Annotated in this window: 17 protein-coding genes; 5 read left to right on the plus strand and 12 right to left on the minus strand. The window is 62.2% G+C overall.

What is annotated here, in order from left to right:
- Nucleotides 1-16: 16 nt before the first annotated feature.
- The 5 genes from L630_RS22080 to L630_RS0102270 all read right to left on the minus strand — a co-directional run bounded on the left by L630_RS22080 (nucleotide 17) and on the right by L630_RS0102270 (nucleotide 5910).
- Nucleotides 17-1357, minus strand: a complete 1341-nt coding sequence (locus L630_RS22080) for an MmgE/PrpD family protein (RefSeq protein WP_024846665.1) — start codon at nucleotides 1355-1357, stop codon at nucleotides 17-19.
- A 3-nt stretch (nucleotides 1358-1360) separates the two neighbouring features.
- Nucleotides 1361-2293: a hypothetical protein gene (locus tag L630_RS0102250; RefSeq protein ID WP_084465701.1), complete on the minus strand. Its 933-nt coding sequence runs from the start codon at nucleotides 2291-2293 to the stop codon at nucleotides 1361-1363.
- Between the two features lie 663 nt (nucleotides 2294-2956).
- Entirely contained in the window at nucleotides 2957-3430 is a 474-nt protein-coding gene (locus L630_RS0102260; RefSeq protein ID WP_024846667.1) for a tripartite tricarboxylate transporter TctB family protein, read from the minus strand.
- A complete protein-coding gene (locus tag L630_RS0102265) occupies nucleotides 3427-4398 on the minus strand; it encodes a tripartite tricarboxylate transporter substrate binding protein (protein ID WP_024846668.1) in 972 nt (323 codons plus the stop codon). Before L630_RS0102265 ends, L630_RS0102260 begins: the two co-directional genes overlap by 4 nt.
- Before the next feature lie 33 nt (nucleotides 4399-4431).
- Complete coding sequence (locus tag L630_RS0102270) at nucleotides 4432-5910, minus strand: tripartite tricarboxylate transporter permease (RefSeq protein ID WP_024846669.1); 1479 nt, start codon at nucleotides 5908-5910, stop codon at nucleotides 4432-4434.
- 275 nt (nucleotides 5911-6185) lie between these two features.
- On the opposite strand from L630_RS0102270, the gene L630_RS0102275 reads away from it, so the two are divergent.
- The 3 genes from L630_RS0102275 to L630_RS0102285 all read left to right on the plus strand — a co-directional run bounded on the left by L630_RS0102275 (nucleotide 6186) and on the right by L630_RS0102285 (nucleotide 11408).
- On the plus strand, nucleotides 6186-7424 hold the full coding sequence (locus L630_RS0102275) for a LysR family transcriptional regulator (RefSeq protein ID WP_084465705.1): 1239 nt from the start codon (nucleotides 6186-6188) through the stop codon (nucleotides 7422-7424).
- 172 nt (nucleotides 7425-7596) lie between these two features.
- A complete protein-coding gene (locus L630_RS0102280) occupies nucleotides 7597-8466 on the plus strand; it encodes a DUF1932 domain-containing protein (protein ID WP_024846671.1) in 870 nt (289 codons plus the stop codon).
- A 59-nt stretch (nucleotides 8467-8525) separates the two neighbouring features.
- A complete protein-coding gene (locus L630_RS0102285) occupies nucleotides 8526-11408 on the plus strand; it encodes an FAD-binding and (Fe-S)-binding domain-containing protein (protein ID WP_034329180.1) in 2883 nt (960 codons plus the stop codon).
- 50 nt (nucleotides 11409-11458) lie between these two features.
- Here L630_RS0102285 and L630_RS0102290 read toward each other — a convergent pair whose 3' ends face one another.
- The 4 genes from L630_RS0102290 to L630_RS0102305 all read right to left on the minus strand — a co-directional run bounded on the left by L630_RS0102290 (nucleotide 11459) and on the right by L630_RS0102305 (nucleotide 15026).
- A complete protein-coding gene (locus L630_RS0102290; RefSeq protein WP_024846673.1) occupies nucleotides 11459-12454 on the minus strand; it encodes a TRAP transporter substrate-binding protein in 996 nt (331 codons plus the stop codon).
- 335 nt (nucleotides 12455-12789) lie between these two features.
- Nucleotides 12790-14067, minus strand: a complete 1278-nt coding sequence (locus L630_RS0102295) for a TRAP transporter large permease subunit (protein ID WP_024846674.1) — start codon at nucleotides 14065-14067, stop codon at nucleotides 12790-12792.
- Nucleotides 14064-14609 (minus strand): TRAP transporter small permease, encoded by a 546-nt coding sequence (locus tag L630_RS0102300; protein ID WP_024846675.1) that lies wholly within the window; start codon nucleotides 14607-14609, stop codon nucleotides 14064-14066. The genes L630_RS0102295 and L630_RS0102300 overlap by 4 nt, the downstream gene beginning before the upstream one ends.
- A 126-nt stretch (nucleotides 14610-14735) precedes the next feature.
- The gene (locus L630_RS0102305; protein WP_024846676.1) at nucleotides 14736-15026 is read right to left on the minus strand and encodes a DUF1330 domain-containing protein; all 291 of its coding nucleotides are present in this window, start codon (nucleotides 15024-15026) and stop codon (nucleotides 14736-14738) included.
- A 210-nt stretch (nucleotides 15027-15236) separates the two neighbouring features.
- Between L630_RS0102305 and L630_RS0102310 the strand changes: the two genes are divergently transcribed.
- The gene (locus L630_RS0102310) at nucleotides 15237-16046 is read left to right on the plus strand and encodes an IclR family transcriptional regulator (protein WP_024846677.1); all 810 of its coding nucleotides are present in this window, start codon (nucleotides 15237-15239) and stop codon (nucleotides 16044-16046) included.
- Between the two features lie 69 nt (nucleotides 16047-16115).
- Here L630_RS0102310 and hpaI read toward each other — a convergent pair whose 3' ends face one another.
- Genes hpaI through L630_RS0102325 form a run of 3 tightly spaced genes read right to left on the minus strand, consistent with a single transcriptional unit; the run spans nucleotide 16116 to nucleotide 18585 of the window.
- Nucleotides 16116-16877, minus strand: coding sequence for a 4-hydroxy-2-oxoheptanedioate aldolase (hpaI, locus tag L630_RS0102315; RefSeq protein ID WP_024846678.1), 762 nt, complete (start codon nucleotides 16875-16877; stop codon nucleotides 16116-16118).
- Nucleotides 16878-16885: 8 nt separating this feature from the next.
- Nucleotides 16886-17668 (minus strand): 2-oxo-hept-4-ene-1,7-dioate hydratase, encoded by a 783-nt coding sequence (gene hpaH, locus L630_RS0102320; protein WP_024846679.1) that lies wholly within the window; start codon nucleotides 17666-17668, stop codon nucleotides 16886-16888.
- A gap of 26 nt (nucleotides 17669-17694) precedes the next feature.
- Entirely contained in the window at nucleotides 17695-18585 is an 891-nt protein-coding gene (locus tag L630_RS0102325; RefSeq protein WP_024846680.1) for a dioxygenase, read from the minus strand.
- Between the two features lie 249 nt (nucleotides 18586-18834).
- Here L630_RS0102325 and L630_RS0102330 point away from each other — a divergent pair, with 249 nt between their 5' ends.
- A complete protein-coding gene (locus tag L630_RS0102330) occupies nucleotides 18835-19530 on the plus strand; it encodes a GntR family transcriptional regulator (RefSeq protein ID WP_051473081.1) in 696 nt (231 codons plus the stop codon).
- Nucleotides 19531-19637: the final 107 nt, after the last annotated feature.

Below are 19637 nucleotides of genomic sequence, written 5' to 3' on the forward strand. Positions count from 1 at the left end.
GGATTTACTCCGTGGATCAAGGGCATTTGCGGGATGGAGAAGGCTCACCAGCCAGCCATTCATCGACGCCCAGACCGCGGACGCGTTCGAGGATCGGGAAGGCTGAACCGGTGGCGTCGGAATAGATGCGAAGACAGCCGGCGAACTTGTCGCGCAACGGCGCGGCGGCAGGCGGATCGAGCGGAGAGCCAGGCAGCGCAGATCGGGTAAACTTGTGCGGTGCTTCACCAGGAAGGGTCACGGTCAGGGTGACGGCCCCGAACTCGATGTCGCCGCCGCTTTGCTGCGTCTCGTCCTCGATGATGTCCAACCGGTCGATGATTACGGAGACGTCAGCGTCCGTCACAGCAGCGTCGGCAAAATCGGCGAGCGTCGGCGTTCCCCGCAACAGCGCCACCGCCACCGGATAGGTCGGCGAGAACTTTGCCTGCATGCTGTCTTGCGGGCGGCGGTGCTTCAGCAGGCTGATGCTGCCAGCCGGCACTTTCAGCGCGTAGCGAGCGCCTTCGTCGGCAATGCGCGGGCCAAGCACTTCCCGCGCATCGAGCGCGATCCCGACGAGGCGATGCGAGGCATAGCAGCACGGATAAAGCTTTACGGAGATCATGTCGGGGCGAAGGTCGAATGCATCCTCGCCGGGTTCTTCCTCGCCATCGCCAACCCCGTACAGATCCGGATAGCCCCGCTGGCCAAAGATGTTGCGCGAGCCGGTTACGCCTGCCTGGGCAAGCCGGGCTGCCCGGTAGCCAGCGGCGGCGGCTAGTCCAGCATGGACCGGCTTCGTCTGTGTCGAAAAGTTGACCTGAAGGCCCGACGACATCGACGCCGCCAATGCCAAAGCATTTGCCATTTGCTCTGCGTTCAATCCGGCAAGCCGGCCGCACGCAGCCGCTGCAGCAAAGGTGCCGATGGTGGCGGTGCCATGAAATCCCTTGTGGTAGTGACCGGGACCGACGCGGCGTGCCACGGCCTTGGCGGCAACGAGCCCGGCAGCGAAGGCACTGAGAACCGCCTCCGGCTCGTCTTCGCCCTGGCGGAATACGGCTGGCAGCAGCACGGTGCTGATATGCGCCATGCTTTCGAGATAGACGTCATCGAAGTCGAGCGCGTGCGCGGCCGCCCCGTTGACGAGAATTGCGGCTTCTTCGCTCTCGCAAGCCTCGCCCGACCATGCACGTGGACCATTGCCACGGTACGCGGCCAGAACGTTGCGGGTCACCGGTTCCGGAAAGCCCGCGGCAGCCACGGCCAGCGTATCGGCCACCGCGCGGCTGATGAGTTCGCGCTTGCTGCCATCGTTCAGAATATCCGGATTGAGAACCGCCGTGCAGAGGCGATCGAGAAAGGTGGGGTGCATGTGTTACCGAGGCTCCTCAACGCCTGCCCGGGAGAGGTAGATTGAATGGGCAAGGGCGATATCCAGCGCCGTCGTACCCTGGACGATCACCATCAGATGCCGTCGCGGTTCAGCAGGTGCGGCCGTTACGCCGGCGGCAAGCGCGCCCACCGTTCCCGAAACGCTTTTCTTAAATCCGGCCAGGTCCGTCGCACCAGCCTTGATCCATGCTGCCGCATCGCCCTGATGAAGCGCGTAGCTGAGGTCGTCGACATAGCGCGCTGCTGCGGAGGCCCAGACCTCGTAAGACGTCTCAAGACCTCCACCCATCGACAGCACGACCGTACCGTCCGCGACATGTTCAGGCCGCACGAGTTCTTCGTTTGCGCTGGTAATGGTGATGATGAGGCCCGCATCGCGCGTCGCTTCAGCAACGTCATTCGCCACGACCACCGGCTCATCCTTCGCCGCCGCATCGGACGCGAAACTTTCCGCCGATGCGCGGCTGCGCGCGGTAACGGCGATCTCGTCTGGCTGCAGCAATTGATGGATGGCTGACGCCATTTGCCGTGCGATCGGACCTGCCCCGACAATGGCCACCCGTTTCAACGAGCGTCCCTGCAGCAGATAGCGCGCAACCACCGCCGCCGACACGCCGGTGCGGAACCGATACATCTCGCTCTCATCGAAGAACGCGATCGGCTCGCCGTTCTCGAGCGACCAGAGCATCAGGCGCGGCGCGGCCCGTGAGGTCAAGCGAACGCCGGCAATACCGAGATGGTGCAGAACCGCCCCCTTGGCACCCAAGCGGAACGGAGTGGATCCGATGCGCATCATCGACGGTTCGGATGCCTCGACCTCGCCCAGACCAATCGCGCGGTACGTCGCGTCGATGATCTGCGCCGCCGCCGGCACACTAAGCACCCCTGCGCTGTCTTGCTGACTGAACTGGTACATCGGCCTCCCCCACCTGACCGCCTCCAGATCACACAGGGCTGCAACATTGTCAACTAACGAAATTTAATTCTACTGACTGGAATTTGAACCGAGATCGCTGCGCTGAATGGCCTGAGGTGAGTGACCTGGAAAGCGCGAGTAACCGAAATGGAGAGGAGCATGCCCGGGCCGCTCATTTGCAACGCGTGCGATCCCCACTAACGGTGGCGGGGGGTTACTTTCTGCTATCGCCGGATCTACGCCGATCCAGCAAGACTCCGAACAATGCCGCCGAGCAGCAACGGAAAAACGCCGGCGCCACGTCCAGTCCGCAAGGGGATAGACGCGGCGGTCGGGTTGAATCGCGCTAGGAGATGGCTCCGGTGTTGTTATTCCGGCACGATCCCGGCGGCTGCGACATAGCCCTTCCAGTCATCGATCTGCTTGACCAGCAGGGCTTGGCCTTCGGCGTCAAAGCCCCCCCGACGGTCCCGTAGTCCTTTGAGGCGTCGCGGCGGACGGAGGACTCGCATGGCCAAAGCCCTGGGGGTTACTGCTCCGCACGCAACTGCCGTTGACCCGTTCGGCCAGCCAATAAAGATGATGGCGCGCCGATTGGACGCGCCATCATGGTCAGTCTAACGACCGTACCTGCCACCGATCACGTTGGCGGAGCTGCTTCACTCACATCAGCGGCACGCCGAGGAGCATGCCAAAGCCGAATTTGGTCAGCGCCCAGAAGACGATGCCGGTGCCTGCGGCCCAGAGCGGAGCCTTGCCTCGCTCAAGCACCAGCACCATGATCGCAGCGCCGGCGCCAAGCGCTAACGGCATGCCGAGCCCGTAGATCAGGGTGACCGTGCCGAGGGTGAGCACCAAGAGGACCAGCGCCATCGGATGCACCAGCGCCTTCGTATCATCACGCCCCGTGAGGACTTGGACCAGATAGATCAGGCTCAGGCCAAAGCCGATCACCGCCATGATGAGGGGCAGGAAGGCCGAGCCGACGTCGCCCGCAGCCCGCACCGGCGGCATTAGCCATGCCGAACGGAAGAAGACCGCGAAGCAGGCAAGCGCGGCAACGGCAATGATCAGCTTCTGAGCCAGCAGGGCGGCGGTGTTGCCGCCGCCCTGTTCGATGTTTTCCGCAGTACTCACTGCACCAGCCCGATCGATTTTAGGAACTCGGTCTGCTGGGCGAGCTGGCGCTTGACCAGATCCGTGTAGGCTTCCTCGGCGAGGTTGATGTTTTCCTGCTTCTCGCGGTTCTGGAAGTCGAGCCAGTCCTGTGAAGCCTCAACCTTGTCGACCGCCTTCTGGATTTCGGCGACGATGTCGTCCGGTGTCTGGCCGTGAACGGCGATGCCGCGCCAGACGCTGTCGACGATGTCGTAGCCCTGTTCCTTGAAGGTCGGAACGTCGGGGAAGAAGTCCGAGCGCTCGTCGGTGGAGATGCCCAGCAGGCGGATCTCGCCGCTTTCGACCTGAGCGAGGCCGCTCGAGGGCGTCATGATGGCGACGTCCATGTGGCCACCGAGCAGCGACAGCGGAACCTTGCCCGATGCGTCGTGCGGGATCCAGCCGGCCTCGAATTTGCCCATCTGCCCCAGCTGGTAGAGGATGTACTGGTGGAAGCCGGCCGGTGCATGGCCGCCAACGCGCAGCTTGTTCGGGTTGTCGCGCATGTAGGTAACGAAGTCTTCCAGCGTCTTAAGCTCGCTGTCGGCGCGCACCGCCACGGACGACGGTTCGGCCTGCATCGCGCGCAGGTAGCGCATGTCCTCGAGCTTGAACGGGATGAGCCCCTGGGCGATGCCGAAGGTCAGCGTGCCCGTGCAGACGAGGATGTTGTAGCCGTCAGCCGGCTGCGCCAGAACGGTCGAGACGCCCACCGCGCCCGAGCCGCCCGGGCGGTTCTGCACCGCGACGGTCCAGCCTGCTTCCTTCGTCAGGAGTTCGGCGAGCTGCCGGCCGTAGGTGTCAAGCGCGCCACCTGCGCCTGCCCAGACGACGAGGTTGACCGTCTTCTCCGGATAACCTGCGGCGAATGCGCCCTTCACCTGCAGGACGAGGGGAACAGCCCCCAGGCCAGCGAGAACGGAGCGGCGTGTTGGATTGAATACCATGTTTGTTTTCCTCCAAGTGGTTCGGTTGGGCGGTCAGGCGCTTTTCTCGCGCCAGGCTCGCCAAATTGGGAAAAGGATGCTGGCAACGCTCAGCAGCAGGAAGACCAGCGAAACCGGGTCGGTGAAAAAGATGCTGTAGGAGCCGCGCGAGGTCACAAGCGCTGTGCGGAAGTTCGTCTCCACGAGGTAGCCGAGGACAAGCGCGAGCACGACCGGCGCTACGGGAAATGCGAGCTTCTTCATCAGGTATCCGATCACGCCAAAACCGAGCGTCAGCCAGACGTCGAAGGCGAGGTTGCGCAGCGAATAGGCGCCGAGGATTGCGAAGATCAGGATACCGACAGCAAGCACGGAGTCCGGCAGGTTGATGACGCGCGACATCCAGGGCAGCGACAGCGATGCGAGCACGAACATGACGACACATGCGAGCAGCAGGCCGAGCAGGATGGTGTAAACCAGCACCGGCTGATCGGTGAAGAGTTGCGGTCCCGGACGCAGGCCGTGCAGGACGAGTGCACCGACAATGACGGCAGTCGTGGGGGAGCCAGGCACGCCCAGAGCAAGCAAGGGAACCATTGCGCCGCCTACCGTCGCGTTGTTGGATGATTCCGGAGCGGCGATGCCGCGCGGTTCGCCCTTGCCGAACGGCAGCTTGGGATTGCGGCGCATCGCATAGTCACGCGCAACCCAGCAGGCAATGTTGCCGCCGACACCCGGAAGGATGCCAAGGAAAGTGCCGATGACGGAACCCGACACCATCGTGCTCGCCAGCTCCTTCCACTCACGGAAGGTGAGATAAACCGCGCGCACTGCTCCCTTTGAAACGCGTCCGCGTTGCTTTCCGGCCGATTCAGCGAGCAGGTATCCTTCAGACACCGCGAAGAGACCGATCAGAACCGCCAGCATCGGTATGCCTTCGAACAGGGCAATCTGATCGAAGGTGAAGCGCGGCATGCCGCCAATCGGATCGATGCCGATGAAGGCGAGGAGCAGGCCGAAGGCCGCACCGATGAGACCCTTGATGAGCGAGCCGCCGGAAAGCGCAGCAACGGAGGTAAGACCAAACAGACCAACCGCGAAATAGCTTGCGGGTCCGAACTGCAACGCCAGCTTCGACAGCGGCATCGCGAGGAAAAGTAGCGCAATTCCGCCAATGATACCGCCAACGGTCGATGCCGACAGCGAGATGGCGAGCGCCTTGTTCGCCTGCCCGTTCTGAGTCAGGGCAAAGCCGTCGATCGTCGTCGCGGCAGCGGCGGCCGTTCCCGGCGTGGACAGCAGGATGGCCGACACGGAGCCCCCGTACTCTGCCGCCATGTACAGCGAGATCAGCAGCAACATCGAGGTCTCGGGCGTCATCGTATAGGTGAAAGGAATCAGAAGGCTGATACCAATCGAGGGGCCCAGCCCCGGCAGTGCGCCCACCACGATGCCGATCGCAGTACCCGCTATAATGGACAGCAGCCCCGGAACGGAAAAGAGAACAGCGAGAGTATCTGCGAATATTTGCATAAGTACGCCTTAAATTCCTTGCGAACACGCCAGGACGAATAATGGGCGAACGTCACCCGACGGCGCCGCCGCCGCTGCTAAAGCAGCAATCTTCCTGCCGTATGGCCCCTCCCATTTAAAGGCTCCCTCTCCTCGTGAACCTATGCCGGAAAGGGCTCCCTGAGCGCCCCGGCATATCTGCCCGGTCGTCCAGGCCAATGGGATTTCGTGACCGCATATTGCTTCGGCAGATCGCAGGCCGATAATAGAAGCCACGAAATGCGATATAAGTTTTGATGAAACGCCCTACCCGCTTCCCCAACCTGCGGCACCTCAGGATGTTCATGTCGGTGTGCGAACTCGGGTCGCTCAACGCGGCATCCAAGGGGTTGAACGTGGCACAGCCGGCTATCTCGCAAGCGTTGTCACGGCTTGAGGAATACTACGAGGTCCCGCTTCTCACACGCCGCAGCGGAGGCAGCCAGCCTACCGAAGAAGGCAAGGTGTTGTGGCACAGGTGCGAGCGCTTCTTTCGCCTGCTCCAGCGCGGCATTGTGCTCGCTTCTGAACGGGCATCTGCCCCGTCCCTCACGCAGAGCAATCACATTCTTGCACGCCTGACCGCGGCACAGATCTTCGCCCACATCTCCGTTAGCCATCACGGTTCGCTGCTCCTGGCCGCCAAGGCTGACGATATTTCCGTCTCCGCGCTTCATCGCGCGGTGCGCGACATCGAGAGCAATCTCGGATACGAGCTCTATACGAAGACGCCGCAGGGCCTCAGCGTGAACCGGGCCGGCGCCGAACTTGCCCGGCAATTCAGGATCGCGCTGCGCGAACTCGAAACTGCGGAAGAGGAGTTGAAGGGCTCCGATGGCACCCTCGTCGGGCGGGTCCTCATTGCTTCACTCCCGATGATTCGGTCATCGATCCTTGGCAAAGCGATCAATCGCACGCGCGCGAAGGCTCCCGGACTGGACTTTGTCGTCCTCGAAGGCATCTACGACACGATGCTGAAGGCTCTCCGGTCCGGCGAGGCTGACATGCTCATCGGCGCGATCAGAAATCCGCCACCGGCCAACGACGTTGTCGAAACCTTCCTCTTCAGCGACCCTTACTCCATCATTGCCCGTAAAGGACATCCGCTCGACGGCAAAGACGTTACCGTCGACGATCTTGCGGCTTTCGAATGGGTGGCGCAGCAGGAGGGAACCCCCATACGCTCCGCGCTCAATGCGCTTTTCGAGGGCCGCAGCGAAGGCCCCCGCGTACGCATTGAAGCCCCCTCCACCCTGCTGACCCGATCGGTCCTTCTCGAGAGCGACACCCTTGCGATCCTGTCCGTCAGGCAGATGGCGCTCGAGGTGAAGCTCGGCCTTCTCACGCCACTGCGCTTTCAAACGCCGATTGGGGGGCGTGCGATCGGAATGACGATGCGAAGCGACTGGCTGCCCAGCAAAACGCAGTTGTTTTTTCTTGAAAATTTCTTCGAAGTCCTAGGGGAAGAGATCAAGGGTTTTACCCCGCCAACATGACACCGTTTCACATTTTTTTATATTGCATCGACAACTTCCGATGAAGCAGTCGCACCGCTTTAGGTGCACAAATTCCCCGACACAGAGAGCGCCGCCGCTGCCAGGCGGGTTCGCAACTTCTCTGAGACCGTTTCAAGGCAGGCCGATCCTGCATTCAAACCGGGGTACCGACATGAAAATAGCGTTCATCGGCTATGGTGAAGCTGCGCGCGCCTTCACCGACACGCTCAAGGGTAAGGGCGAAGCGGAATTCACTGCAGCATATGACATTCTGCAGGACGAGAGCATCGCATCGGAGGCGCGCTCGCGCGGCCTGCGCTTCGAGGCTTCCGTCGAAGCCGCAATCGCCGATGCTGACTGGATCTTCGCGGCGGTGACGGCCGACCAGTCGCTCGAGGCCGCCAAGTCCGCACTGGCCTATCTGAAGCCCGGCCAGCTCTACATCGACATCAACTCCGTTTCGCCGGGACGCAAGAAGGAAACCGCCGCCCTCGTCGAGGCGACCGGCGCGGTCTATCTCGACATGGCGGTGATGGCTCCGGTTCATCCTCGCGGCCACGCAACACCCGTGCTGCTCGCCGGCAAGACCGCTAAGGAACTGGAACCCATTCTTGCGGCGCACGGCTTTGCCTTCGAGACGGTCAGCGAGGACGTCGGCGACGCCACCGCCATCAAGATGGTCCGCTCGATGTTCGTGAAGGGCCTCGAGGCACTCACCGTTGAGGTGATGCTCGCCGCAAGGTCCTCGGGCTGCCTTGACCGCGTCATGGGATCGCTCGCCGAAACTTTCCCGGGCCTCGGCTGGCCGAAGAACGTCGAATACATGTTCGAGCGCACGCTGCGCCACGGCATTCGCCGTGCCGCGGAAATGCGCGAGGTGGCCAAGACCTATGACGAGATCGGACTCGTCGGCCGCCTTGCTGACGCCATAGCGGACGTCCAGCAGAACCAGGGCAAGGTGCCGGCGAAAGACCTCAGCAAGATCGAGCTGCCCGATGCGATCGCGGAGATCGTCGAGCAGCGGCTTTTCCTCAACAAGTAATGCAATTGCTGGCGGAAGGCGGTCGAGCCGCCCTCCGCCCAATCTGGAATGACGAGGCCATGGAGCTTTACCCGGCTTTTCTGGCGGCGCTGAAAGCGGCCGGATTTGAAGGCGACCTTTCCGAGGAGCGTTCCGCGCGCCAGGTGCTGGCGACCGACAACTCGATCTATCAGGTCGTGCCAGAGGCTGTCGTCTTTCCTAAGTCGGTCGAGGATCTGCGGCGCATCGGCAGGCTCCTCGCCGAACCGCGATTTGAGAAGGTCGTGCTGCGCCCGCGCGGCGGCGGCACCGGCACCAACGGCCAGTCGCTGGGCGAAGGGCTCGTGGTCGAGTTCTCCCGCTATCTCACCGGGATCCTCGAGATCAATGTCGAGGAACGCTGGGCGCGTGTGCAGCCCGGTGTCATCAAGGACAAGCTGAACGAGGCGCTGCTGCCTTACGGCCTCTTCTTCGCACCGGAACTTTCGACGTCGAACCGCGCCACGATCGGCGGAATGATCTCCACCGACGCCTGCGGCCAGGGATCCTGTCTCTACGGCAAGACCTCGAACCATGTCCTGGAGTTGAAAGCCGTGCTCGTGGGGGGCGACATCTTTAAGGCGGGGCCACGGACCGGGGAAGAGCTTGCCGCGAGTGCGGGACGAGAGGGAGAAATCCTGCGTGCGCTCGACAGGATCACCCATGATTATGCGGACCTCATCGCGGAGCGGTTCCCGAAACTGAACCGTTTCCTCACCGGCTACGACCTTGCCCATCTGCGCGATGCCGAGGGACGCCTAGACCCTCGGGCGGTCCTCTGCGGTTCTGAAGGCACGCTGGCGCTGCTTGCCGAAGCGAAACTGAACCTGGTGCCGATCCCCAAGGTCTCGCAGCAGATCAACGTCTTCTACGACGATTTTCAGGCAGCCCTGAAGGATGCTCGCGTCCTGGCAGGTCTGGGCGCAGCTGCGGTCGAGACCGTCGACAGTCGGGTGCTGAGCCTCGCCCAGGCCGACCCTGTCTGGGCGCACGTCGCCCCCTTCTTTCCGGATGCCGATGCAAAGGGCGTCAATCTCGTCGAGTTCACGGGCGACGACGAAGCGGCGGTTGACGCGCAAATGAAGGCGGCACTCGAACGCCTGCAGCAACCCGCCAGCGGACGCCGCGGCCACACGCTGGCGCGCGGCGCGGATGTCGCCAGGATCACCGAAATGCGCAAGAAGGCCGTCGGCCTGCTTGGCCGCACCGCTGGCAAGCGCCGGCCGGTTCCCTTCGTCGAGGACTGCGCGGTCCCGCCCGAAAACCTCGAACCGTTCATCCGCGAATTCCGCGCCGTTCTCGACGCGGAAGGACTTCAGTACGGCATGTTCGGACATGTCGACGCCGGCGTTTTGCATGTACGTCCCGCCCTCGACCTCATCGATCCGAATGAGGAGACCTTGGTGCGCCGCGTGACCGAGCAGGTTGAGGCGCTGGCAAGAAAATATGGCGGCTTGCTGTGGGGTGAGCACGGCAAGGGCGTGCGCTCCGAATTCGTCCCGCGCGTCTTCGGCCCGCTCTATCCAGCGCTTGAAGAGGTCAAGCGCGCCTTCGACCCGCGCGACCAGCTCAATCCGGGAAAAATCGCCTCCGCAAGGGGCGCGCCGCTCCTGAAGATCGACGGAGTACCGCTGCGCGGTGCCTCGGACCGGCAGATCCCCGAAGCGTTGCGCGACCAGTACGAGGGCGCGATTTCCTGCAACGGCAATGGCGCCTGCTTCAATCAGGTCCAGAACGAGGTCATGTGCCCTTCCTATAAGGCTACGAATGACCGCCGGAATTCTCCCAAGGGCCGATCGGCGCTGGTGCGGGAATGGCTGCGCCAGGGCGGGCCGGAAGGCCGCGCCGACCCGGAATTCGAGAAAGAGGTCAAGCAGGCGCTCGACGAGTGCCTGTCGTGCAAGGCCTGCGCGCGTGCCTGCCCGGTACAGGTCGACGTGCCGCGTTTTCGCGCTCGCTTCATGGAAAGCTGGTACGCCCGCCATTCACGTCCGCTGCGCGACCATCTGCTAGCGGGACTGGAAAGGGTGCTGCCGCTTGCGGCCGCTTTCCCGAAGCTTGCCAATCTCGGCCTGAATGGCCCCCTCACCCCGCTGCTCAGGAGGCTTGGCTTCAACCACCTGCCGGAGCTGCCCACGCCGCTTCGGGACGCAGAAATGAAGGCCGCTGGCCTCGAATACCTGAGGTTCGACGTGCTTCCGGATCCCGAAAAGGCGGTCGTCATTGTTCCTGACGCCTTCACGCGGTTCTTCGAGCACGGACTGGTTCTCGACTTCGCCCGGATCGCCGTCGCGCTGGGGTTCAAGCCTTACCTCATGCCGTTCCGGCCGAATGGAAAGCCTCTCCATGTGCTCGGCCGCCTCAAGGCGTTCGAGCGTCAGGCCAGGGCAACGGCGGAAGTGCTGCAGGATCTTGCCGGCAAAGGTTTCACACTCGTCGGTATCGAGCCCGCGACCATCCTCGCCTATCACGACGAATATCGGGAGATTGTACCCGGCGGACTCCCGGTCCTGTTGCCGCAGCAATGGCTGGCGTCGAAGACCGACAAGCTGGCCGCACTCGTAAAGAAGGTGCCGAGCGCCCCTCTCACGCTCATGCTCCACTGCACCGAGCGGACGCTGCATTCGGACAGCAAGGCGGAGTGGACCGTGGTGTTCAAGGCGCTAGGCCGGGACGTGTCCGTCCCGAATGCGGGATGCTGCGGAATGGCCGGCACCTGGGGCCACGAAACCCGAAATGCCGCAACATCCGCGAAGATCTTCGATCTGTCGTGGTCGCGGCATATCGAGAAGGCCGAGGGCCAAGTTCTTGCCACCGGCTTCTCCTGCCGCTGCCAGACGAAGATTCAGGCAAACGTCGACGCGCGCCACCCGCTGCAAGTGATTCGACAAATTGTTGACCGCGAAGGCTTGCTGAGACCTTGAAACAGAAAGGTGGCGATGTGCATAGGGCGCACCGCCACTTCATACAAACTTTACTGTCCGGCCACCGCAGCCATCGCCGCACGTGCCTTCTCGACGACATCAACGCCGATCTTCTCGCTGTACTCCGCCACGACCGGCGCGACGCGCTCGCGCATGGCGTCCATCGCTTCAGGCGTCGGTTGCGTGATGTTGAAGCCCTTGGAGATCAGCTCCTGCTCCAGGTCCTCCGCGGACTTGCGGGAGATCTCCCGCTGGAAGGCCGCCGATTCCTTTGCAGCTTCCAGAACGAGCGCCTTGTCATCTTCGGAAAGGCTTCCGAACCATTTCTGGCTCGCCAGGAGGACGAACGGCGTATAGACGTGGCCCGTCTTGGCGAGGTGACTCTGCACCTCATAGAACCGGGCGGTATAGATCAGGGCGTACGGGGTCTCCTGACCATCGACCGCGCGGTTCTCCAGAGCCGCGTAGAGTTCAGGCCAGGGAAGCGGTGTCGGATTGGTCCCCAAAGCCGTCCACGTCGCAATGAACAGCGGGTTCGGGATGACCCTTATGTTGAGCCCGGCCATGTCTTCAACCGCGTTCACGGGACGGATGGCGTTGGTCATGTGACGGAACCCGTTGTCCCACCAGGCAAGGCCGACGATGCCGGTCTTTTCCTGCAGCAGCGAAAACAGACGCTCGCCGACCTCTCCGTCCATCACGGCGTCCACCGCGGCGAAGTCCTTGTAGAAGAAGGGCAGGTCAAAGATCATGAACTCCGGAACAACGCCGACAAGGTTAGGCGTCGGGCCAACCATGATGTCGATGAAGCCGGCCTGCACGGAGGCCTGCATGTCGGGCTCGCTCCCGAGTACCCCGTTGCCAAAGGTCTCGATCTTGATGCGACCGCCAGTCTTCTCTTCGACGAGCTTCGCGAAGTGCCGGGAGGCTTGTCCCACCGGATGATCTTCCGTGGGCACGTAGCCAAGGCGGGCATTCTGGGCAATGGCCGGAGCTGAGGCCAGAAGACCTCCGACAAGGGCCGCGGTCAGAAGCAGCAGTTTCATTGAGTTCTCCTCCCGAGAACGGTTCGTTGAACCAGGATGCGGGGATGTCCCTGACGGCAACAGATCCCGCGTTGAGTATCTAGCTCTCCCTAAGCTAGCGGAACACAGGTGACCACAATGTGGTCATTGTGTCCAACATCACAAGTTGGCCAGAGGGCACGACGATTGTCAACGCTTGTTCTACACGGATGCCGCACGTCGGCGGCTTCGAAACGGCGGCGGTAACGTCAGGTACAATGAAAGCCAAAGACGATCCTCGCGGAGGCGCCGGATGCCTTGGCCTTAGCCTTTGCAAACGGCAAAGGGCGCCGGTCTGGCGCCCCGCCAAGCCCGGGTCAGTGCAACCAGGACGCCGGCACCGTCACCAGTTGCGGGAAGATTACCAGGAGGACGATGAGGATTATCTCGGCCAGAAGGAAAGGCCATACACCCTTCAGCGCCGAGTCCATCGTCACCTTGCTGATCCCGCACACCGTATTGAGAACTGTCCCAACGGGCGGCGTGATCATGCCTACCGCGGCAGTCATGATGAAGATGACGCCGAAATAGACCGGGTCGATGCCAGCCGCGTTCACGAGCGGCATGAGGATCGGCACAAGGATGGTGATTGAAGGCGCGAAATCGAGCACCATGCCGACGATGAAGATCGCCAGCACGATCATGGCCATCAGCAGGGTTGGCGTATCGATGAACGGCCTGAGAAGTGCCACAAATTGGTTGGGCAGGCTGGAAATCGTCATCATGAAACCGGTAACCATCGAGGCTGCCACGAGCAACATGATCACCGCCGTCATGCGGCCGGCAGCGAGCAAGGCCTCATATAGCAGCTTCGGCGTCAGCTCCCGGTAGACGACCAGCCCCACGAACAGCGAGTAAGCGGCGGCGACCACACCGGCTTCCGTCGGAGTGACGACGCCGAAGCGCAGGCCCGCGAGGATGATGACCGGCAGCATCAGGGCCCAGCCGGCAGTAAAGATGGCTTTCGGGATGTCCCTGCGCGGAAGCTTGGGCTGGAGCGCAGCTGTTTCCTTCCGGGAGACAAACCACCACGCGATGATGAGGCTGACGGCCATCAGGATGCCTGGCACGATCCCTGCCAGGAACAGGCCGATGATGGAGATGTTCGCGGTAACGCCCAGGATGATGAAGCCAACCGACGGCGGGATGACCGGGGCGATGATGCCGGTCGAGGCCATAAGGCCGGTGGCGCGGTCCATGTTGTAGCCCGCGTCCCGCATGAGGGGGACCAGCATGACAGCAAGCGTAGCGGTGTCGGCGATTGCCGAGCCGGAGAGGCTGGCCATCAGGAGCCCGGTGCCAATGACCACGTAGCCGAGGCCGCCGCGCAGGTGGCCAACGAGGGCCATGGCGACGTGCACGATGCGTCGCGAGAGGCCGCCGGCATTCATCAGCTCGCCGGCGATAAGGAAGAACGGGATCGCCATCAGCGGATAGCTGTCGGCGCCGTTGACCAGGCGTTGCGCCAGGATTTGCGCATCGAGATTGCCGAGCAGGACCATAAGCGCGACAGCCGACAACATGAGGGCGAAGCTGATAGGAATCCCGATGCCGATCGCTCCCAGAAGGGAGCCGAGAAATACGACGCCGCTCACTGCATTTTCTCCGAAGGTGCCGTGGGAATGACGGTCAGCGGCGGCTCGTTGACCTCTGAGACCGTCCAGGTGGCGGGCAGGCTGCCGCGAAGCGCCTGCCAAAGCCCGACGATCAGGCACAGGGCCATCGTGATGGCTGCGACAAGGGCCGCGGCATAGTTGAGACCTACGGGCAGGCCCGACAAGGCGGCGCGGTTGTTCCATTCGATGAGGGTCAGCGACCAGCTGCCCTTTGCCAGAAGCCAGCAGCACCAGAGCATCAGCCCGTATGAAGCGAGGAAGCAGGCAAAGCGTGCCCTGCGGGGAAGGCGTGCGACCAGCGTGTCGACGCTGAGATGAGCGCCCTTTGCGAGCGCCACGGCTGATCCCAGGAAGATGACCCAGATGAAGAACAGGCGCGAGACTTCCACCGCCGACGCAATGCCGGAGCTGAATCCATAGCGCAGCACGACATTGGAGAAGACGAGGATGCTCATGCCCGCCATGCCGATGACGACGAGGGTATCAAAAAGCCTGAACAGCCATTGTAACGATTTGGGCATAGCTCCTCCCGAAAGGTTCGGCGCTCGTGTGACGCCTTCATCGACTCTGACGAGGACGGGAATCGTCGTGCGGTGCCGCACGGCAGGTCAGAGAAGGATACGGGTCACCGGGGGCACGCTTGGGCGTCAGACGCCTTCGACCACCGAGAGATGTGCCTTCGCGTACTTGGCGCGCACCTCGACGGCTTTCTGGTATTCAGGGGAGTTGTAGCAGGCGAGCGCTGTCTCGTAGTCTTTGAACTCGATAACCACCACCCGGTTCGCGTCAGGTCCCTCCATGACCTGGTGCTGACCCGCACGAACGACGAAATTCGCGCCATATTTGTCGAACGCGGCCTTGTTCAGGGCGATGTATTCTTTGTAGCCTTCCTGGTCGGCAATATCGACCATTGCGACCCAGTATCCTTTTTTCTTCATTGCTTCTCCTCCCATCAGCAATTCCGCTTCCGCGTGAGCGCGGAATATCCACTGCCCGATGCTCACATCTCCGGGGGAGCTTGCCGTTGATCCCTCCTCGATCGAAACGGCCAGAACCGACAATCCCGAATACTGACTACATTATGGACAGATTGTCCATAAACGTGTAGTGCCCGCCTATACGCTTGTCAAGCTCGCCGGAGGTGCGTCATGAGCCTGGAAGACCTGCAGGAGAAAGCAGACGTGAGGGCTTCCAACCCCGTGCCGGGAGCCGCTTCGTTCTCAAAGTTCATGACCGTGCTCCAGATTATCGCGGATTCCCCTGGGGCATTGGATATGGCCCAGCTGACCAGGCGCACGCGCTTCCCGCGCGGGACAGCCTACCGGCTCGTATCGGCGCTCAGCGCCGAGGGACTGATCACGCAATCCGCGGAAAACGGAACATTTCGCCTGGGACCGCGTCTGCTCCAGCTTGCCGCCAAGACGTGGGAGGACTCGGACCTTCGGACGATCGCAAGGGAGTTCCTTGTCTCGTTGCGCGACGCCACGGACGAGGCCGTGCACCTGGCGGTGCCAAGCAACAACCGCATGGTCTACATCGACAAGCTGGTGGGCTCCAGCAGCGTGCAGATGCAGACGAGCATCGGCGGTCAGGTGGAGCTCCATTCCACGTCGGTGGGCAAGGCCTGGCTGTCCGGGCTGTCAGAGAACCGGTTGAGGGAGATCATCAAGGAGCTGGAGCTGACGCGTCACACCGCAAATACGCTGACGACCCCGGAAGCGCTGCTTGAGGAACTGAAGCGAATCCGCGAGCAGGGATTTGCTTTTGATGATGAGGAGAACGAGCCGCATATCCGCTGTCTCGGCAGCCCGGTCTTCAACCGCCAGCAAGAACCGGTGGGAGCGATCAGCGTCAGCATGCCTGTCTACCGGCACGACGCGCAACGTCACGAACTCTGCGTCCGCCTGGTGCGTGAAACGGCGAAACGCATCACGGCTGCACTGTCGAGGATCCTGTAGGCCAACGCAGTCACTCTCGCGTTGCGTCCGGGCTCTGCGTCGCATGCAGAGGCGATCACGAACCGCCCTCTACCGGAAGCTCTTCGCAAGCGCCTCGCTGCCTCGCGCGAGGATCCCAGCGTCGATGCCGACTGCCGTGAAGAGCGTACCGATCTCGATGCATCGGCGCGCGAAAGTGTTGTCCGCAGTCAGGATGCCAGCCGGTTTTCCAAGGACCTTCAGGCGGGAGATCGCATTCTCTACGGCAGCGGCAACGTCCGGATGGTCAGGCTCGCCGGGATAGCCGAGGCTTGCCGCCAGATCGGCGGGCCCGATGAACACGCCGTCGACACCATCGACCGAAGCGATTTCCTCGAGACGGTCAAGCGCCCGACCGGTTTCCACCTGAACAAGAAGGCAGAGCTCGCTCTCGGCCCGCTTTGCATAGCCGGGGATCCGCCCGAAGCGCGTAGCCCGGGTCAATCCCGACACGCCGCGGATACCGCGCGGCGGGTAGCGCATGGCAGCAACCGCGGCTTCCGCCTCTTCGCGCGACTGGACGTACGGCACCAGCAGCGTCTGTGCCCCCACGTCCAGAATGCGCTTGATCAGGACCGGGTCATTGCTGGCCGGCCGCACGACGGCGGAGACGTCATAAGGGGCAACGGCCTGGAGCTGCTCGAGCACGCCGATCGGATCGCTCGGCGAATGCTCGGTGTCAAACAAAAGCCAGTCATAACCCGAGCCCGCAACCAGTTCGGCGGCATAGCCGCCTGGCAGGCTGCACCAGAAGCCGAGTTGGTGGCGACCGGATCTGATCGCTGCTTTGAAATGGTTGCGGGGCAAGTCCATCGTTGGTCCTATCGGAAAGAAACGCCGATCGCGCCAAGCGGCCCGTAGTCGGCGTGGATCACATCGCCTGCCGCAATGTCGACAGGCCGGGTAAACGAGCCGGCCAGCACGATCTGGCCTTCCAGCAGCTTTGCGCCCACCGCGTGGAGTTTGTTGACGAGCCATGCGATGCCGGCCGCCGGATGCCCCATGATCGCCGCCGAGACGCCCGACTCCTCGATGATGCCGTTCTTCGACAGGGTCGCCCCCACCCAGCGGATATCCACGTCCATCGGCCTGATCGGCCTGCCGCCGACGACGATAGCGCCAAAGGCGGCATTGTCGGCGATTGTATCGGTGATGGCCCTGGGAACCTCTGTCCGGTAGTCGATGATTTCCAGCGCCGGCACCACGAATTCGGTCGCTCGCATCACGTCGTAGATCCGCGTGGACGGGCCTTCGAGGTCGCGGCCCATGACGAAGGCGAGTTCCACCTCGAGCCGCGGCTTGATGAACAGGCCCGCATCAATCTGCGCCCCGTCATTGTAGAGGGCATCGTCGAGAATGCGGCCGTAGTCGGGTTCGGTCATTTTCGACGCCATCTGCATGGCGCGCGAAGTCAGGCCGATCTTGTGTCCGGCAACGCGCGCACCAGCACGTATCCGCTCTTCTGCCCACAGATCCTGGATCCTGTAGGCGTCTTCAATATCCATTTCCGGATAAAGCTGGCTGAGTTGCCGGACTGGCTTTCGCTCGCGCTCTGCGCGAAGGATCAGGCCTGCGGCTTCCGCCCTCTGCTCGTCGGTCAGCATTGCTCGTTACCTATGGCTGAATGGGTTCACTTGATGGGCGGCTTCGGAAGCCGGGCCTCGCCCTTTTCCATGACGTAGGTGTAGTCGAGGGAGAACCAGGGGGTGCCCGCCTCCGGGTAGTCGGGGTTGGGTTCCTCGTGGCGAACGAAATCCCCCATCAGCGCTTCCGTGACGCCGAACTGGACGTCGTCCTTGATGTGCGGATCGGTGGGATCGAAGACCTGCGAAACCAGTGTCTTGAACCCTTCCTTGAAGATGAGGGCATGAAGATGCGCCGGACGATAGGGATGACGCCCCTGCGCCTTGAGAAGACGGCCCACCACGCCGTTGGTCGGGATCGGGTAGCCGACCATCTTCACGGTCCTGAACCAGAAGCGGCCGTCTTGGTTGGTCGTGAACTTGCCCCGCAGGTTCATCTCCGCCTGATCAGGATCCTGGTTTTCGTACAGACCCACAGGCGATGCGTGCCACACGTCGACTTCAGCGCCGGCGATCGGATTTCCGTCGACGTCAACCACACGCCCGTTGACGAAGAGCGGTTCCCCCGGCGTGTCCGAGCGAATGATCGTGCCGCCATTTTCGACGCGCGGCGAGTTCAGCCGCCAGAAGGGTCCAAGCAGCGACTGAGACGTCTCGGTCTGTCCGTTGTTGCCGTTATTGAGGAGACAAACGAGCGTCGAAACGCCGAGCGAGCCGGACATCAGCACCATCTCGTTATGGCTGTCCGTCTGCAGCTGACCGATCTCGTTGAGAATGGCGGCGGCTTCCTGAAATTCACGCTCCGTGAGCCTTACTTCTCGAATGAAGGCGTGCAGGTGCGTCACCAGCGACACCATGATTTCCCTTAAGCGGGGATCGGACGTCCTCCTCATCACGGACAATACTGCTTCGGTGACATCCCGTTCACTCTTGATCATCGCAATTTGCTCCTCCAACTGGGGACGAGCAGTCTCGAATAAACGATTATTTGTCAAGTTCCGATCCGCGTTCGGCCCACTCTGGAGGAGTGCCTTACCACTAAATTTTCTACGTTGCTGGGTCGGGGGGAGCTTTCAATTGACAATAATAATCGTTTATCCTAGTCGTTTGGGAAATCTGGAGAATTTGGCGTGCAGGATCGCGACGGCGAAACAGTCGACCATGGAGCGGAGGAATCTGCCAATGCAATGACTGCCGTCGCAGATGGATTTATTGACGACGGCAAGAATACCATTGCGAGCCAGCTCGTAGATCGCTTGCGTGAGGCGATTGTATCCGGACAGCTCGAGGCAGGGAGCAAGATAAATCTTCAGAAGGCCCGCACCGTTTTTCAGGTGAGTCTCAGCCCGCTGCGCGAAGCTTTGGCTCGACTGATTTCGGATGGGCTGGTCACCTTCGAAGACAACCGCGGTTATCGCGTCGCGCCGATGTCGCTTGCTGATCTGGAGGAGATCACAAGCCTGCGTCTGGAGTTCGAGATCTACGCACTACGTGAAGCGATACGGCTGGGAGACGCCGCATGGGAGGGAAATGTCGTCCGCGCGCTGCACCGGCTGAACAAGGAGAAGCGCGAAGCTGACAGTCCGGCAACGCTGGAGGCATGGGAACAGATGCACCGGGCGTTCCATCTCACACTCATATCGGGATGCGGAAAGCCGCATCTGATGCAGTTCTGCAGTGTTCTGCTCAACCTCAACGACCGCTATCGCCGAACCTTCCTCCGCGCAACGTCCGGTGACCGAAATGTCGCGTTTGAGCACAGCGAGATCGCGCACGCAGCCGTCGCGCGCGACGCCGACTACGCGGCGCAGAAATTGCACGACCACATTCGCCGTACCGGAGGAAACCTGCTGACGCACATCTCCGCAAAGGGACTCGCATGAAAGAGGAGATGTGACGCGGCAGGACGCGGCTACCAGCTCTGCAGCCTTGAGGAGGTGTCTGCAGATGACAACGAAGCGGGTGGCTACACGGCTGCACCACCCAGCGA

Source organism: Aminobacter sp. J41 (assembly GCF_000526635.1).
Taxonomy (GTDB): domain Bacteria; phylum Pseudomonadota; class Alphaproteobacteria; order Rhizobiales; family Rhizobiaceae; genus Aerobium.

Bases quoted from the DNA above. Each gene is read 5' to 3' on its own strand.
- L630_RS0102265 (WP_024846668.1), bottom strand. From the start codon at position 4,398: ATGGTATTCAATCCAACACGCCGCTCCGTTCTCGCTGGCCTGGGGGCT.
- L630_RS0102275 (WP_084465705.1), top strand. From the start codon at position 6,186: ATGAAACGCCCTACCCGCTTCCCCAACCTGCGGCACCTCAGGATGTTC.
- L630_RS22080 (WP_024846665.1), bottom strand. From the start codon at position 1,357: ATGCACCCCACCTTTCTCGATCGCCTCTGCACGGCGGTTCTCAATCCG.
- L630_RS0102305 (WP_024846676.1), bottom strand. From the start codon at position 15,026: ATGAAGAAAAAAGGATACTGGGTCGCAATGGTCGATATTGCCGACCAG.
- L630_RS0102325 (WP_024846680.1), bottom strand. From the start codon at position 18,585: ATGATCAAGAGTGAACGGGATGTCACCGAAGCAGTATTGTCCGTGATG.
- L630_RS0102300 (WP_024846675.1), bottom strand. From the start codon at position 14,609: ATGCCCAAATCGTTACAATGGCTGTTCAGGCTTTTTGATACCCTCGTC.
- hpaH (WP_024846679.1), bottom strand. From the start codon at position 17,668: ATGCTGACCGACGAGCAGAGGGCGGAAGCCGCAGGCCTGATCCTTCGC.
- L630_RS0102280 (WP_024846671.1), top strand. From the start codon at position 7,597: ATGAAAATAGCGTTCATCGGCTATGGTGAAGCTGCGCGCGCCTTCACC.
- L630_RS0102250 (WP_084465701.1), bottom strand. From the start codon at position 2,293: ATGTACCAGTTCAGTCAGCAAGACAGCGCAGGGGTGCTTAGTGTGCCG.
- L630_RS0102310 (WP_024846677.1), top strand. From the start codon at position 15,237: ATGAGCCTGGAAGACCTGCAGGAGAAAGCAGACGTGAGGGCTTCCAAC.
- L630_RS0102330 (WP_051473081.1), top strand. From the start codon at position 18,835: ATGACTGCCGTCGCAGATGGATTTATTGACGACGGCAAGAATACCATT.
- L630_RS0102285 (WP_034329180.1), top strand. From the start codon at position 8,526: ATGGAGCTTTACCCGGCTTTTCTGGCGGCGCTGAAAGCGGCCGGATTT.
- L630_RS0102270 (WP_024846669.1), bottom strand. From the start codon at position 5,910: ATGCAAATATTCGCAGATACTCTCGCTGTTCTCTTTTCCGTTCCGGGG.
- hpaI (WP_024846678.1), bottom strand. From the start codon at position 16,877: ATGGACTTGCCCCGCAACCATTTCAAAGCAGCGATCAGATCCGGTCGC.
- L630_RS0102290 (WP_024846673.1), bottom strand. From the start codon at position 12,454: ATGAAACTGCTGCTTCTGACCGCGGCCCTTGTCGGAGGTCTTCTGGCC.